This window comes from Heyndrickxia vini (genome assembly GCF_016772275.1).
Classification (GTDB): domain Bacteria; phylum Bacillota; class Bacilli; order Bacillales; family Bacillaceae_C; genus Heyndrickxia; species Heyndrickxia vini.
The window spans coordinates 2,945,478-2,961,661 of record NZ_CP065425.1; the positions used below are offsets into that span (position 1 = coordinate 2,945,478).

General features: G+C 35.4%; 15 protein-coding genes and 1 riboswitch. Of the genes, 7 read left to right on the top strand and 8 right to left on the bottom strand.

All coding sequences use genetic code 11. The features are described from left to right. Positions 1-53: 53 nt before the first annotated feature. Positions 54-959, top strand: a complete 906-nt coding sequence (locus tag I5776_RS14770) for a PucR family transcriptional regulator (protein WP_202777146.1) — start codon at positions 54-56, stop codon at positions 957-959. A gap of 109 nt (positions 960-1,068) precedes the next feature. After that, positions 1,069-2,169, top strand: a complete 1,101-nt coding sequence (locus I5776_RS14775; protein WP_202777147.1) for an ABC transporter ATP-binding protein — start codon at positions 1,069-1,071, stop codon at positions 2,167-2,169. A 57-nt stretch (positions 2,170-2,226) separates the two neighbouring features. On the opposite strand, the gene I5776_RS14780 is transcribed toward I5776_RS14775, so the two are convergent. Continuing rightward, positions 2,227-2,475 carry a hypothetical protein gene (locus I5776_RS14780; RefSeq protein WP_202777148.1) on the bottom strand — a complete coding sequence of 83 codons (249 nt, stop codon included), beginning with the start codon at positions 2,473-2,475 and terminating at the stop codon, positions 2,227-2,229. Positions 2,476-2,742: 267 nt separating this feature from the next. On the opposite strand from I5776_RS14780, the gene I5776_RS14785 reads away from it, so the two are divergent. Then, positions 2,743-2,952: an alpha/beta-type small acid-soluble spore protein gene (locus I5776_RS14785; protein WP_202777149.1), complete on the top strand. Its 210-nt coding sequence runs from the start codon at positions 2,743-2,745 to the stop codon at positions 2,950-2,952. A gap of 69 nt (positions 2,953-3,021) precedes the next feature. Here I5776_RS14785 and fumC read toward each other — a convergent pair whose 3' ends face one another. The 3 genes from fumC to I5776_RS14800 form a co-directional block, all read right to left on the bottom strand. Then, positions 3,022-4,413: a class II fumarate hydratase gene (fumC, locus tag I5776_RS14790; RefSeq protein ID WP_202777150.1), complete on the bottom strand. Its 1,392-nt coding sequence runs from the start codon at positions 4,411-4,413 to the stop codon at positions 3,022-3,024. A gap of 137 nt (positions 4,414-4,550) precedes the next feature. Beyond that, on the bottom strand, positions 4,551-5,828 hold the full coding sequence (locus I5776_RS14795) for an MFS transporter (RefSeq protein WP_202777151.1): 1,278 nt from the start codon (positions 5,826-5,828) through the stop codon (positions 4,551-4,553). Between the two features lie 165 nt (positions 5,829-5,993). Continuing rightward, positions 5,994-8,069: a transglycosylase domain-containing protein gene (locus tag I5776_RS14800; protein ID WP_202777152.1), complete on the bottom strand. Its 2,076-nt coding sequence runs from the start codon at positions 8,067-8,069 to the stop codon at positions 5,994-5,996. A 191-nt stretch (positions 8,070-8,260) separates the two neighbouring features. Here I5776_RS14800 and I5776_RS14805 point away from each other — a divergent pair, with 191 nt between their 5' ends. Further along, on the top strand, positions 8,261-8,776 hold the full coding sequence (locus I5776_RS14805) for a universal stress protein (protein ID WP_202777153.1): 516 nt from the start codon (positions 8,261-8,263) through the stop codon (positions 8,774-8,776). Between the two features lie 32 nt (positions 8,777-8,808). Here I5776_RS14805 and thiT read toward each other — a convergent pair whose 3' ends face one another. Next, complete coding sequence (thiT, locus tag I5776_RS14810) at positions 8,809-9,384, bottom strand: energy-coupled thiamine transporter ThiT (protein ID WP_202777154.1); 576 nt, start codon at positions 9,382-9,384, stop codon at positions 8,809-8,811. 137 nt (positions 9,385-9,521) lie between these two features. After that, positions 9,522-9,626: riboswitch (TPP riboswitch) on the bottom strand. Positions 9,627-9,846: 220 nt separating this feature from the next. Between thiT and I5776_RS14815 the strand changes: the two genes are divergently transcribed. Continuing rightward, positions 9,847-10,953 (top strand): ATP-binding protein, encoded by a 1,107-nt coding sequence (locus I5776_RS14815; protein WP_202777155.1) that lies wholly within the window; start codon positions 9,847-9,849, stop codon positions 10,951-10,953. A gap of 184 nt (positions 10,954-11,137) precedes the next feature. Here I5776_RS14815 and I5776_RS14820 read toward each other — a convergent pair whose 3' ends face one another. From I5776_RS14820 to I5776_RS14830, 3 genes are all read right to left on the bottom strand, one after another. Then, positions 11,138-11,389, bottom strand: a complete 252-nt coding sequence (locus tag I5776_RS14820) for an LSm family protein (protein WP_202777156.1) — start codon at positions 11,387-11,389, stop codon at positions 11,138-11,140. A gap of 389 nt (positions 11,390-11,778) precedes the next feature. Continuing rightward, positions 11,779-11,922 (bottom strand): YjcZ family sporulation protein, encoded by a 144-nt coding sequence (locus I5776_RS14825; RefSeq protein WP_202777157.1) that lies wholly within the window; start codon positions 11,920-11,922, stop codon positions 11,779-11,781. A gap of 35 nt (positions 11,923-11,957) precedes the next feature. Further along, positions 11,958-12,608: an SGNH/GDSL hydrolase family protein gene (locus I5776_RS14830; protein ID WP_202777158.1), complete on the bottom strand. Its 651-nt coding sequence runs from the start codon at positions 12,606-12,608 to the stop codon at positions 11,958-11,960. 235 nt (positions 12,609-12,843) lie between these two features. Here I5776_RS14830 and I5776_RS14835 point away from each other — a divergent pair, with 235 nt between their 5' ends. Together I5776_RS14835 and I5776_RS14840 are read left to right on the top strand one after the other, a co-directional pair. Continuing rightward, positions 12,844-14,292 carry a SulP family inorganic anion transporter gene (locus tag I5776_RS14835; RefSeq protein ID WP_202777159.1) on the top strand — a complete coding sequence of 483 codons (1,449 nt, stop codon included), beginning with the start codon at positions 12,844-12,846 and terminating at the stop codon, positions 14,290-14,292. A gap of 483 nt (positions 14,293-14,775) precedes the next feature. Beyond that, positions 14,776-16,152 (top strand): aldehyde dehydrogenase, encoded by a 1,377-nt coding sequence (locus tag I5776_RS14840; RefSeq protein WP_202777160.1) that lies wholly within the window; start codon positions 14,776-14,778, stop codon positions 16,150-16,152. Positions 16,153-16,184: the final 32 nt, after the last annotated feature.

The following is a 16,184-nucleotide window of genomic DNA, read 5'->3' on the forward strand; positions in this document are numbered from 1 at the left end:
ATCGGCAAATTTTATAAAATGAATTTAAGTAAAGAAAAAAGAAGGAATTGTATATGCTGAAAAAATTAAAAAGACGTTATCCAAGTGCTGAAATTAAATCGTCCCCTTCAAATCTTTCTAATATGATTTGGTTTTTTATTGATGAGGATCAAAAATATTTCGGTATTCCATTAAATAAGATAACATCATCGGAAATAGAATTATTAAAAACACTATTTCCAACCTTTCACACCGACATGGCTTTGAATACGTCCAATCAATCAAAAAAATGGTTTGACTATTTATTTAATGATCATCCCGCTTTACCTGATGACGATGTAAAAAAATCCTTTCGCATCATCCAATTTTTCATCTCACAATACGAAGATACCCTCGATGCCAAGAGCTGGGAGGAGGCAATAAAAGCACTATTTCCCCATGAAGTAAACATTGTGTTTTCTTCTGCAAAGGAAGGCATTATTATCGAAGAAAAAAAGGATTACATCCTCTCTTTATCAGAATTACAAACTTCTATCAAAACTTTAGAAAGCGATTTCCTTTTTACTATTCATTTTTATTTAGGCCAGTTTTATTCAATTATTGATCTTAAATCAATATTTCAATTAGAACAATCATTTTTTCATTTTGCCTCTACAGAAATGGCAAAGGACCGTATTTTTTCGCTTACAAATGTTTTACCATTATATTTATTAAAAAATACTCCTAATAAACTACGTGAATCTTTTTTTGCTTCCATGTTTGAAATTTTTAAAGAAGATAAGGAATTACGAAGAACAATTAAACTGTACATAGAAAATAATTCAAATGCTAGTTTAACCGCAAAACAATTATTTTTACATCGTAATAGTTTACAATACCGTATCGATAAATTTGTTGAAAAAACGGGATTGGACTTAAAAACCTTTCCAAATGTATTAATTGTTTATCTTGCTTGCATTGATTTTGAATATTTTCATTAGAAATTACAGGCTGCCCAATAATCTACATCTTTTTTTGTGCAGCCTGACCATACCCATTTGTAAGGGCTTTCCTTATCATTTGTAGTAAGAAATAGAGGAGGTTCTAGTAATGGCGGAAATTAAATTAGAACATGTATATAAAATCTACGATAATAAAGTGACAGCGGTAACTGATTTCAATCTTCATATCCAAGATAAAGAGTTTATCGTCTTTGTTGGTCCTTCCGGCTGCGGAAAATCAACTACTCTTCGTATGATTGCGGGTTTAGAGGAAATATCAAAAGGTGATTTTTATATTGATGGCAAGCGTGTGAATGATGTTCCACCGAAAGATCGGGATATTGCCATGGTATTCCAAAACTACGCATTATACCCACATATGACTGTTTATGATAATATGGCGTTTGGTCTTAAGCTTCGAAAAGTCCCAAAACCTGAAATCGATAAACGTGTAAAAGAAGCCGCAAAAATTCTTGGACTTGAAGAATATTTAAAACGTAAACCGAAAGCATTATCCGGTGGACAAAGACAGCGTGTTGCACTTGGACGAGCGATTGTCAGAGATCCGAAAGTATTCTTAATGGATGAACCACTTTCTAATCTTGATGCTAAGCTTCGTGTACAAATGCGTGCTGAAATAGCTAAATTACATCAGCGCTTACAGCCAACAACGATTTATGTAACTCATGACCAAACAGAGGCGATGACAATGGCAACACGGATCGTCGTAATGAAAGATGGGGTCATTCAACAAGTTGGTACACCGAAAGAAGTATATGATCATCCAAAGAATGTATTTGTTGCAGGATTTATTGGGTCACCAGCAATGAACTTCTTTAATGGTAAAATTGAAGATGGCCATTTTACGATGAATGATACCTTAAAGTTCACAATACCGGATGGAAAAATGAAGGTTTTACGTGAACAAAATCTTGTTGGAAAAAATATTATTTTCGGAATACGCCCGGAAGATATCCATGACGAACCGTTATTTATCAACTCATCTCCCGGTACTAAATTTACGACAACAATTGACGTTTCTGAATTAACAGGGGCAGAAACGATGTTATACTCTCAATTAAGTGGACAAGAATTTATTTCTCGAGTAGATTCACGTTCTGACATTAAACCTGGCGACAAACTTGAATTTGCCTTTGATATGAATAAAGGGCATTTCTTTAACCCCGAAACAGAAGAAAGAATTGGATAGAGTTTATTTAATATGAATATTTCCTTTTAAAAAGCAGTCGGTTTTCCCGATTGCTTTTTAATAAGTAATTTTTTTGGGCATATCCACCCCACAGCTGCCACATTTAAATAAATGAACACATTCATTACGCTTTGAACTATTTGGTACTCCATCTGCTAACTTTATTAAATCAATATCCATATAAGCGCTATAATCATCGTAAAAATCATATATTCTCCCCTGATCCCGCATCTGGCCACCACATGCCGGACATAATAAACTGTCATCATTTACCCCATTACAACGTGGACACCAGTCCCAATCCATATCATCACCAACTTTAAAATAAATCTTCTTTATATGAGTTTGTGAATAATGGACAATAATATTCTTTTCATTCTAAGTTAATATCGGCAAAAATTACCTAATTACAAGGTTGTATATTTTAGTCTAAAAAAAACATAATACTTAGTACAAAGCAAGCAACACCTACTTCTACCGATGGGTTACTCCAATAGATGGATACACTCAACAGTGTTGCTGGTGCAATTCCAGCTAACCCAACCATAAAAATCAACGAGGAGGATTTAAATCATGGCAAACAACAACAACTCAAACCAATTAGTAGCTCCTGGAGCACAACAAGCAATCGATCAAATGAAATTTGAAATTGCTCAAGAATTCGGTGTTAACCTTGGTGCAGACACAACTTCTCGAGCTAACGGATCAGTAGGGGGAGAAATCACAAAACGCTTAGTTCAAATGGCAGAACAACAACTTGGCGGCGGATTCTCTCAACATTAATCAATTTATTGTCACATTTAACTAAATATAATGGATTGAAAGGGGACACTTTAAGTGTCCCCTTTCCTATTATAAACCCTTCAAATTTACCATTTTTTTCGGATCAATCCATTGTTGATACTGTTCCTCTGTAACATATCCAGTTTTTATCGCCGCTTCCTTTAATGTAGAACCTTCTTTAAAAGCAAGTTTTGCTATTTCAGCTGCTTTTTCATAGCCTATATAAGGATTTAATGCAGTTACTAGCATTAAAGAACGATTTACATTTTCATCGATAACCTCTTTATTCGGTTCAATGCCCACAGCACAGTTTGTATTAAATGAACGGATACTGTCAGCTAATAGGTTAACGGATTGAAGGAAATTGTATATAATCACCGGTTTAAAAACGTTTAACTCAAAATTCCCCTGACTTGCAGCAAAACCAATCGCGGCATCATTTCCAAATACTTGTGTAGCAACCATTGTTAATGCCTCACTTTGAGTAGGGTTAACTTTTCCCGGCATAATCGAACTTCCTGGTTCATTCGCCGGGATGCTAATCTCTCCTATTCCGCTCCTTGGACCACTTGCAAGCCATCTTACATCATTGGCTATCTTCATAACGTCTGCGGCTAAAGCCTTCAATGTTCCATGTACATGAACAATTTCATCATGACTAGTTAATGCATGAAATTTATTATTAGATGAACGGAATGAAAACCCTGTAAGGTTATTTAATTCCCGTGCGACCTTCTCTCCGAAAGATGGATCTGCATTTATTCCAGTACCAACAGCTGTTCCGCCTATTGCTAAGTTTAATAGGTGCTCACTACTTTCAAGAAGCATTTTTCTGCTTTTTTCCAGCATAGCTCTCCAACCGCTAATTTCTTGACCAAGTGTTAATGGGGTTGCATCTTGTAAATGTGTTCGACCGATTTTAATAATATCCATAAACTCATTTTCTTTTTGTACAAAAGTATCGGTTAATTCCGCTATTGCTGGTAATAGTTTTTCTTGTACAACATGATATGCCGCAATATGCATCGCAGTTGGAAAAGTATCATTTGAACTTTGGGACATATTAATATCATCATTTGGATGTATATGTTCCTTCGATTCATTTTTCTGTAAGATCTCATTTGCCCTTCTGGCTATTACTTCATTTACATTCATATTTGATTGGGTTCCACTGCCTGTTTGCCAAACAACAAGCGGAAAATGATCATCGAAACGTCCTTCTAACACTTCTTCACAAGCTTCCACAATTGCTTGTTTCTTTGCATCTGATAACTTTCCTAAGTTATGGTTGGCTATTGCCGCGGCTTTTTTTAATTGAGCAAAGGCTTGTATGACCTCCATTGGCATTTTTTCCGAGCCAATTTTAAAGTTTTCCTTGCTCCTTTGTGTTTGTGCTCCCCAATATTTATCCGCAGGGACCTTCATTTCTCCAAGTGTATCTTTTTCGATTCGGAATTGCATTTTACCACTCCTTATCTCAATATATTTTTTATTTTCCCATAAATTTAGTAAATCTTCATGTGAAATGCATTCAAAATGATTCTCTCATCATTATGTACATATTTTATAAAAAAAAAAGCAATTCCAACAAGGAACTGCTAATTACTTACTACAGGTTGATCTTCCACTATCGTTATGCCTTTTTTTAATAGTCGGGGAAGCACTATCATATAATAGATTCCAACAAGTAAAAGCCCTCCTCCTACAATACAATAAAGCGTTTCAATCTGTATAAATTTTTGAAAGGAAATACTAATAAATGCTAATGTTAATGTTTGCGCAAGCATCATTAAAGGACTAACCCAGCCTTGTACACGTCCCATATACTTTTTATCGACAATACTTGGCATCCAGCCACCGATAGCGATATTTACTAATGGCAATGTTATTGCTGAGATAAAGATTAATACGAAAAACAGCATTAAATTATTGGCATAACCTGATAGGACAACAAACGTACCAGTAATAATAAGTCCCACAATCATTGCTTGATAGAATTTAACTTTTTGAATGATGAGCGAAGAAATTATACTGCCAATTAAAACTCCGGTTCCGAAAACCACACCTAGTATTACGGAATACTCCTCATAGTTTTGCGGTGCTAGCTTATATTTTAAAATAAATATTGGCATGACTGAAAAACCGCCATTAACAATTCCAAAAATGCAAAATCCGATAATTAGTGAACGCAGTAGCTTGTTTTTAAGAATATAAAATGCACCTGTTTTAAAATCTTTAAAGACAAAACTAATATTCAAGTCCTTCCATTTATGATGACCATTTGGTAATCTAACCTCTTCGGGAATTTTGCATGCTCTCATCAAAAGTCCACTGATGATAAATGAGAGAGAATCAATAACAATTGCACCATACACACCTGTAAAGCGGTAAGCAAGAATCCCTAATGCACTGCCAAACAACATAAATAAACTAGAAACCATTTGATTTAATCCCGCTGACGTAGCATAATCATCCTTTGATAAAACACCTTGTAAGATTCCACTTTCAGCCGGAAAGAAAAATTTAGAAATAGCACTTCTTAGAAAAAGTACAGCAAAGATTAACGGCATCCACCCAATATAGATTGCCCCTATTAAGACGATGGATAGAAATGCACTTAGCGTATCACAATGATAGGCGATTTTTTGCCGATCCATACGATCCGCCAATACACCAACGATAAAGAATACGGCTAATGTTGGCAGCGAGTACATCATCTCGGCAACAGATGCATAGGCTGGCTGATTGGAGAAACGATCGAGTAAATAAAATGTAAATGCTGTAATCCCGATGACACTGCCCATTTGTGAGGTGAAATTCGCAAAAAACAGCTTAACAAAAATAGGATTTTTAAATATTTCCTTAAATTTTTTCATTTTCATACCTCATTTTTATATAATTTTCCTTTATTATAAGTATGGATTTTGATTAATGGCAGGATCTTGTGAAGGTTCTTTTCTCGGTCTATAGTCTGATTTCAATTCGTCCCACTATACTAATGATAAACAAAAAAAACCTCCAAACTGTACTTAGTTTGAAGGTTATTCACCTTTGAATTTTTTAATTTTTTCTTTTATTTTCTCTTCAAGGATTTTCCATTCACTTTTTCCATCTTCTAGTTTTTCTTTGAGTTTTTCTGTACCTTGTTTCAACTTTTCATTTATTTCTTTTGCTTTCGTTTTAATTGGGTGATCTGATTCATATTTTTTTTGGATTTGGCTATTTATCGATTCTGTATCAAATTTTTCCGCTTTCGTGTATTTTAACGTGTTTTGCATAATTGATTGAAAAACAGGAACAACGCCTTGGGCACTTAACCCATATAAATAATGCTCTCGATCGGTTTTATCATAGCCAATCCAAACAGCACCGACAAGATTAGGAGTATAACCGACAAACCATTGGTCAGCCGTTCCGTCTATATTATCATATGGAACTTGTGTTGATCCCGTTTTACCTGCCATTTGATAGCCCGAAACTTTTGCACCTTTACCTGTCCCGGTTTCCATTACATTTAAAAGCATCGATGTCATTTTATCAGCTGTTTTCTTATCCGTTACTTTTGTTACTTTTGGTTTTCTTTCAACAATAATTTTTCCTGTCGGGCCAACAATTTTAGTAATGATGTGCCCATCTTCACGTTTGCCTTCGTTGGCAAATGCCGAATACGCCTCAGCCATTTGTAAAGGAGATACTCCTTTTGTTAATCCGCCAAGTGCAATGCTTAAATTTCGATCTTCATCTGTTAATGGAATGCCAAATCTCTTGACAGCGTCCATTCCTTTATCAATACCAATCTCATTTAATAACCAAACAGCCGGAATATTAATCGAGTCTTCCACTGCCTTATACATCGGTACTTCACCTTGATATTGGCCGTTATAATTTGTCGGTGAGTAATTATGACCAAATGTCATCTTTTCATCCTTCAACATTGAATCAGGCTTATAACCTTCTTCTAAAGCCGGTGTATACACTGCTAATGGCTTAAAGGTCGATCCCGGTGACCGTCTTAATTGTGTCGCTCGATTAAAACCACGAAAAACCTTTTCCCCTCTGCCACCGACTAACCCACGAATTCCACCGGTTTTTGGATCTAGCAGGATTGAACCACTTTGTACAATTTGACCGCCTCTCCCTTGAGGAAAATTATAATTATTGTTATATACATTTTCCAACGAAGATTGTATATTTTGATCCATTTCTGTGTAAATACGATAACCACGGGTCATAATTTCATCTTGCGTCAATCCGAATTTATCTGTCGCTTCTGCTAAGACCGCATCAACATAATAAGGATATTTTCCTTTCAATGGATCTTTCTGTTGATCATCAAGTACTAATTGTTCTTTTTTAGCATCGCCGAATTGTTTTTTCGTGATGTAGCCATATTGTTTCATTGCCCCAAGAACGATGTTTCTGCGCTTTATCGTTCGATCCATATGATAATAAGGATCGAGTGCAGATGGCGCATTTACAATTCCCGCAAGTGCGGCTGCCTCACTAAGATTAATATCTTCTACATCTTTACCAAAATACCGTTGGGCAGCTTTTTGAACTCCCCATGCACCATGTCCAAAATAAACTTGATTTAAATACATTTCTAAAATATCGTCTTTAGTATATTTTTTTTCGATTTCTATTGCTAAAAACAGTTCTTCGATTTTACGCTTATATGTTCTTTCATCTGACAACAAGGCATTTTTAGTTAGCTGTTGGGTAATTGTACTTCCCCCAGCTGTTATGCCACCTGCAGTAAAGTTTTTAAAGAGTGCACTAGTTATTCCTTTCACATCAAAACCACCATGTTGGTAAAAACGATGGTCTTCAATAGCAACAATTGCATCTTTTAAATGTTGAGGCATTTTTTTTATCGAAACGCCTTCTGTTCGGTTTGCGGAGATTTTGCTTGCAACATCTCCGTCTTTATCGTAAATAACAGTCGATTGTGCTAAGCCCTTTTTCAAAGACTCAACATTAGCCGTAGCTGCAAAATATCCAAAAAAGGCAAGAAACGCTAATAGGGTTACTGAGCCTACTAGAATAATTATTTGATTCATATGTGCCTTTTTCCAAAATTTCTTTACAGCTTCACGAAATCGCTGTAACCATTCCATACTTTTCCCTGCTTTCAATTAGTAAAAATTAATACACCTATTTCTAACGTAAAGCATATTATTTTAGATTAGAAAAATCAATGAAAATTAATTTACTTTGTAATAATTTTGTAATATAAAGCATTTATTTGAGTGTTAATTGCAATGTATAAAGGGTATATAGTAAGTAATTTAAAGAGGAGCTGATAAATATGTATCATCATATTTTAGTTTGCTTTGATAACTCAGACGGTAGTAGAAAAGCATTAGAAATTGCGGCAAATTTATATTTATTAAATCCAAACTGTCAATTAAGTGTTGTTCAAGTAATAAACGGAACTTCCCATTCCATCGATACGCCACTGCCGGAAGATAGCTTGGGTAAGTCTGGATATACTGCTATCCCACGTTCAGATGGTGGTGTCTATGCCACACACCTTCCCCCTGAACATTCGATTCAAGAAAATACAAAACACTTTATACAAGATGATGAACCCGATCTTCATGCGGAAGTTGATGAGATTTTACAACCTAAAGGGATATCCTTTCATTTTGATACGCTTTATGGAAAGACTTCCGAGAATATATGCGAATACTCGGAGTCAAATCAAATAGATTTAATTGTCGTTGGTCAGAGTGAAGAAGGGATTTTCAAGCGGATTTTTCTTGGAAGTACTGAGGAAAATATTATTAAAAATACTACCAGAGACGTTCTAGTTGTGAAATAAAAGGTACCTAACTACTAGGTACCCCCTTTTCTTTATTTTTTTATTTGGACAAGCCTTGGGGCAATAAACAAAATCATAATGACAAGTACCGAGCTTAAGACAAAATTGATCGACATATACGTTCCGTTATAAATCAATGAATATAATGCAACCGGTTGCCCTTTAGGTGCATACGATCCGAAAAAGACAATTCCTGTGTAGAAATGGGCAAGGAAACGTAATAAACTACCGAGAAAAACACCAAAAACAGTGTATGTAATCCATCTTCCAGTATTTCCGTTTTCAATAGATGTTTTGATTTTCTTTGCAAAAACACCTGCGAAACCAATCACTGTAAAGGCGACAAAATAGTCGACAATTCCTTGAACTGGATGATAAAACACAGAAAATCCTGTTACGACCTGCAGAACACCTAATATAAATCCAGTTAGCAGCCCGCCTTTTAAGCCCCAGCGATAGGCCATTAAAAAGATCGGTATCATAGCTAATGAAACCGAACCACCTTCAGGCCAAATAGCTTTACAAATAAGTGCTGAAACAAGATCAAGCAAGTAAGCAAGAGCTCCTAGAACAGCTACTTCTACTAAAAACAAAGTTTTTTTATTCATGTTATATTCCCTTCCTTTCTTTTCGTCTGAAGAGTGACTATGCAAAAGCGTGGAGGGAATGTAAAAACAACCGTATTGCGTTTTTTACACAAAAAAAGCAATACAGGACGGTTTAAGGAAATCGCTGCATTGCTTTCTATTCCATCAAACCACAGTCCCTGCGCTAGCATTATCTAACAGGTTCATAGGGTCAGAACTCATACGTTCACTCTCAGCCGATTTAGGCTCCCCTTGTGGGAAAATATTTATTTAATAATACTAATTAACTATACTATTTTTTAAAAGCATTGACAACAAATATATCCATATTCTTAACGATAATATATATGTTCGTTTATTATTATTTTATGAGATTATAAGGACATTTATATAACTTTAACTTGGTATTGTTTAAATATTTTGATATATTTTAAATAAAGAAATTTTTGCTAATTACTATTCTGAAGAAAGTGAGGTGAGAAAGTGATACCGCTTAGACAAGATATCGTTGCATTTTTTGATAGAAATATTGATAAAATTGTTGTGATTTGGAATGAACAATTGTTAAACTCCAAGTCAAATCCTTTAAATTCCAAGTTTTTCAATAAAGATATATGCCATGATTTTTTTATTCAATCATTGTCAATATCAAAGGAGAATTTGGAACACTTTTTAAAATCCCTTGCATCTAATTTTGCTAAAGAAAAACTTGATCAAAATGTCGATTTAGGTGAGCTTACTTATAATTTAAGTATAGGTAAATCCATTATTACTAAATTTTTATATAATGATTATTTAAATTTGAACGATGTACACGCCTACATTGATAAGATTAATTATGCTTTTGATAAATTATTATTTTATGTTGTTACATATTATTCCAATGTTAAAGATCAAATCATTGATAAGAAAAATGAATACATAAACACGACACATCATGAACGTCTAACACTTCTAGGGCAAATGACATCCAGCTTTGTTCATGAATTTCGTAATCCGTTAACTTCCATTCACGGATTTGTGCAATTATTACGTTCCGAAAATCCACAATTACCTTATTTGGATATTATTTCTAATGAACTTGAGCAATTAAAATTTAGTATCTCACAATTTCTTATGCTATCAAAAAAAGAAATTGTGTCGAGTGAAATGACCTCTTTTTCATTAAATGATTTAATTGAAGAAGTCTTATCCTTTTTGTATCCTCGTATTTTAGAAGTAAATGTTGATATCCAAAAACATTATTTACATGAAATTAGTATACAAGGCTTTAAAGATGAAATAAGACAGGTACTTATTAATATTATTTTTAATGCAGTTGATGTACTTAAAAGAGTGGAGAATCCGATTATCCAAATTGAATTAGATATAACAGAAACCTCTGTCATTATTGATATCAGCAATAATGGACCAAAGATACCCGAAGCAATGGTCGATACGATTTTTGAGCCCTTTGTTACAACAAAAAAAAGTGGAACAGGACTCGGTTTGTATGTTTCCAAAAATACAATTGAAAAACACGGTGGAACTTTAACTTGTCAATCTAACGATGATTGGACTATTTTTACAATTATTTTCCCATTATTATAAAAAATATTGAATAAAGCGCATCCACCTTGTTCATCGACGTAAAAACTAGAAGGACTTTGACTGAGATAAAGAAAACACTGGCGATGTAAGGCGAATCGATGTTGACTTATCGTAGGGAAAGTCTTGAAGTTTAAGTCAAAAGACTCCCTTTTAATAAAGGGAGTCTTTTTCAAGTGGCAACGTCCTACCAGAAAAACCAAGGAAGAATCGCTAATCCAGCTATGGCACCAAGTGCGACACCCCAGCCAAATCCACCCCATCCCCAGCCCCAGCCGTACGCGTATCCTCCAAAATTCCTTCGTGGCAGCGGGTCTAGGTAAACCATCCGATTATCTACACGACGAATGATTCCTCGATGTACTCTCCCATCATGTGTTCTTATCTCAACAGGTTTCCCAATATTTCTTTGACAAGTATGATAATGTGAAGCAGACATGTATAATCACCTCCAAGTATCCTTCCACACCATTTTATGGTTAAGTCTCTTAATTGGAGTGGGACAATGGAGCAGGGTAAACGTTTGATTATACCACGAAAAGCGGAAGCGACTTGCTCATCGACGTAAAAGACTTACGGGACTTTGACTGAGATAAAGGAAACACGTTGAGCCTGAAAGGCGAATCGATGTTGACTTATCGTAAGGAAAAGTCCTGAAGTTTTCTAGTCGATAGGCGCTGAAGCTAGACATCTAGAAAAGCGGAAGCGACTTGCTCACCCCCGACATTCAAATGTTTTAAATCTAAAGAAGTCCAATTGTACAAAAGATTACTTTTTCTTAAAATAAGAAAAGTCCAGTCTTAAAAGACCAGACTTCCTTACTTTACCTTAATATACATATGCTGCTCCTACAATGATAAGTAGGATGAACAATACGACGATTAATGCAAATCCTCGGCCAGCACCCCAGCCGCCACCATAGCCGTATCCTCCTGCCGGATAACCACAACCGCAACCGCCACCATACCACATAAGCTTATCACCTCCTTTTAATGATAATTTACCAATTAATTATTAGTTACCTGTTCTCCTCTAATAGGTTCATAGCCCAATTCATGTAGTCGATTTGCAATTTCAATATGACCTAATTGATTTGGATATAGATTGTCACTTGTAAACCAATTGTCCAATTGATCTTGAAAATGATCATGGAGATTCACCATTTTTAAACATTGACGATTCGCTCTACATTCGATATAGCGATTTATGCGCTTTACCCATTTATCTGCTAAAAGATTATCAGGATATGGATTGTGTATACCAAGAGTAATAAGCATATAGTTATCGTCTTGCTCCTCTTTCAAATCGCGTATACCAAGAATGATGTCATCAATTGTACTTCTACATATCCTTGATTTATGAATAAACTCCTCTTCATTGCCCGTTTCATCGTAATTTTTCTTCGCGGTTTGTAAATCTTGATGTCCCACAGATAAAACAATCATGTCACTTTGTTTAACGCTTCTCATGATATTTGGATCATCTAATGATTGAAGAATATCATTGGCATGATTATTTGCATCAGCAATATTTGTTACAAGTACCCTTTCGCCTAAATTCTGTTCAGCTAGACGTGCATGTCGATGTACAAAACTTGGAGATAAAAATGGTGCACCATTCCCTGTACAAAGTCCGTCACCAATCGCGAGATATCTCATGTCACCCCTCCCCACCCATCAAAAGATAAATCTTTATTTATATTTATTCAGCTCTTGATATGTGGTAACTGTCCATATTAAAAATGGGCTTTTGTCTATAAACGAAAAAATTCTATTCAAGGATGATGTCCATTGTCCAAACCTATTAATATGGTATAATTCACTAGTTACTAACGGTTCCCGACTTTTAGAGAGGTGAAAGTCGAAAATTTATATATTAAAAGAGGTGTAATTTTTGAGATTAGCTACATTAAAAAAGGAATGGTTTGGAAATATAAGAGGTGACATCCTATCAGGTATCGTTGTTGGTTTAGCACTTATACCTGAGGCAATTGGGTTCTCTATTATTGCGGGGGTCAATCCAATGATTGGATTGTATGCTTCCTTTTGTATCGCTGTCGTGATTGCTTTCGTTGGCGGTCGGCCGGCAATGATCTCTGCCGCCACTGGTGCAACAGCCGTATTAATGGGAGGGCTTGTACGTGACCACGGATTGCAATATCTTTTAGCGGCCACCATTTTAACAGGAATTATTCAAATCATCCTTGGGATTTTTAAAATTGGCCGGTTAATGAAATTTATTCCGCGCTCAGTTATGACCGGTTTTGTGAATGCATTAGCTATTTTAATTTTCAGCGCACAATTGACTCATTTCAAAGGCGAATCATGGGTAATGTATGCGATGGTTGCAGGAGGACTTGCCATTATTTATCTGTTTCCTCGAATAACTAAGGTAATTCCTTCACCACTTGTTGCAATAATAATTATTACGATCATTTCAATTGCTGCGGGGGCACATGTTAGAACAGTCGGTGATATGGGACAATTAACACAATCACTACCGACTTTTTTGATTCCTGACATACCATTTACAATCGATACATTAAAAATTATCTTTCCAACTTCATTAGCCATCGCATTAGTTGGTTTGTTGGAGTCACTATTAACCGCACAAATTGTGGATGATATGACCGATACAGCAAGCGATAAAAATAAAGAAGCGAGAGGTCAAGGCATTGCAAATATCGTTTCCGGACTTTTCGGTGGAATGGCTGGCTGTGCTATGATTGGTCAATCTGGAATAAATGTTAAATCCGGTGGGCGTGGACGGCTATCAACATTTGTTGCTGGAATATTTTTAATGATATTAATTGTTATCCTAAATAATTTACTCGTCCAAATTCCGATGGCAGCTTTAGTTTCCGTAATGATTATGGTATCAATTGGGACTTTTGATTGGTCCACGTTAAAGAAATTACACAAAATGCCCAAAAGTGATGCAGCCGTTATGTTAGTTACCGTTATTATTGTTGTTGTAACGAATAATCTTTCAATCGGAGTTATTAGCGGTGTTCTCTTAAGCGCGATTTTCTTTGCTGCAAAAATTTCTAACGTTCATGTAGAAAGTGAATTGAAATCACATGCACATTCAAAGATTTATTATGTAAAAGGACAATTATTCTTTGCATCAGTATCTGAGTTCATTACACACTTTAATTTTAATGATGATGTTGAAACGATAATTATTGATGTAACCGAAGCACATATTTGGGACGACTCCGCAGTAGGCGCCATTGACAAAGTCATCTTAAAATACCGCGAGAAAAACAAACAAATTGATATAATCGGATTAAATAAAGCAAGCTCATCACTAATAGATAAATTAGCTATTCATAATAAATAGTACAAAAAAGCTTGGAACACCAAGCTTTTTCACTTTTTTAATAGCTCTCTTTTATGAAAGATTGTTACTTTGTTAAAATACTAAATAATATTGAAAATGCTGAGTGGATTGGAGCGGAATACGAGACTCCTGCGGGATATAGAGGAAAGGTCGAGACCCCACAGACGGAACGTCAAGGAGTTAGAAAAGTAGAGGCGGCTTGCTTATCGACGTACGAACTGGAGGGCATCGACTGAGATAAAGGAATCACGGTGAACCCAAAGGGTGAATCGATGATGACTTATCGTAGGGAGGTGACCGGAAGTTCGATAGTCGATAGCCGCCGGAACTAGACAGGCTCGACTTCCTCCCCGCGGAAAGCGAGTACCTGCAGCGGAAAGGAACGGACCATTTTTTATTCCATGACTTTTAAAGGTATTTCAAGCTAAAATAGCGTATACATCAATAAAGGAAATGAGTTTTCGAAAGATAGGTGATGATGAAATGGAAATGATCAAAAACCTGATTCACAGCCAAAAGCAATTTTTTTCTTCTGGCCAAACGAAAGGCCTTGATTTCCGTATAAAAAATTTAAAAACCTTAAAATCAATGATTATTGAGAATGAAAATGCATTAATGGAAGCATTAAATAAGGATTTAAATAAATCCGAATTCGAAGCATATACGACCGAAATCGGTTTTGTCTTATCAGAAATATCCTTTACCTTAAAAAATATAAAAAAATGGTGTAAGCCTAAACGAACGAAATCAACACTAACCCATTTCGGCTCTAAAGGATATGTTTACAAAGAACCTTATGGAATCGCGTTAATTATTTCGCCATGGAATTATCCTATTAACCTTGCCCTTGCACCAATGATTGGAGCCATTGCTGCAGGTAATTGTGCAATTCTTAAACCTTCAGAATTAACGCCAAATACATCAGGATTATTAAAAATATTAATAAATAAATATTTTCCAACCGAATATATTGAGGTAATTGAAGGCGATTCACAAATAAGCCAAGCATTATTAAATGAAGATGTCGATTATATTTTTTTCACAGGAAGCACCCATGTTGGAAAATTAGTAATGGAGGCAGCCGCAAAGCATTTAACACCTGTAACACTAGAGCTAGGCGGGAAAAGTCCAACTATTGTACATAGCGATGCAAAGCTCACCCTTGCGGCTAAACGAATCGTATGGGGAAAACTATTGAATGCTGGACAAACATGTGTCGCTCCGGACTATTTATTTGTACATGAATCAATAAAATACTCATTCATTGAAGAGGTAAAAAAAGCAATATCTGACCTTTATGGATTGAATATATTAAACAATTCAAACTACACAAAAATTATTAATAAACATCATTTCCGACGATTAACTAAGATGATTGCAGAAACTGGAGGGCAAATTCAATTAGGCGGGAACTGGGAAGAAGATCAACAAAAAATTGAACCAACAATCATCGAAAATGTTACTTGGAATGACTCAACAATGGCAGAGGAGATTTTCGGACCAATTATTCCACTTATTACGTATCAAAATATAGAGGAAATCATCAAGCATCTTTCATCTAGTCCAAAACCACTAGCATTATACTTGTTCACTGAAAGTAATCAAGTTAGTAATAGATTGATCGAGGAACTTTCGTTTGGGAGTTGCTGCATAAATGATACAGTTTATCAAATTGCCAATCCCCATTTACCATTTGGAGGTGTAGGTGCGAGTGGAACAGGTTCTTACCATGGAAAAAAGAGCTTTGACGAATTTTCTCATGAAAAAAGTGTTTTAAAACAAACGACGTTATTCGATATTCCTTTACGCTATCCGAACAATAAAAATGGTTTAGGATTGATTAAGAAAATAATGAAATGAATTAAAATGGTGTATCGTGAAGTGATACACCA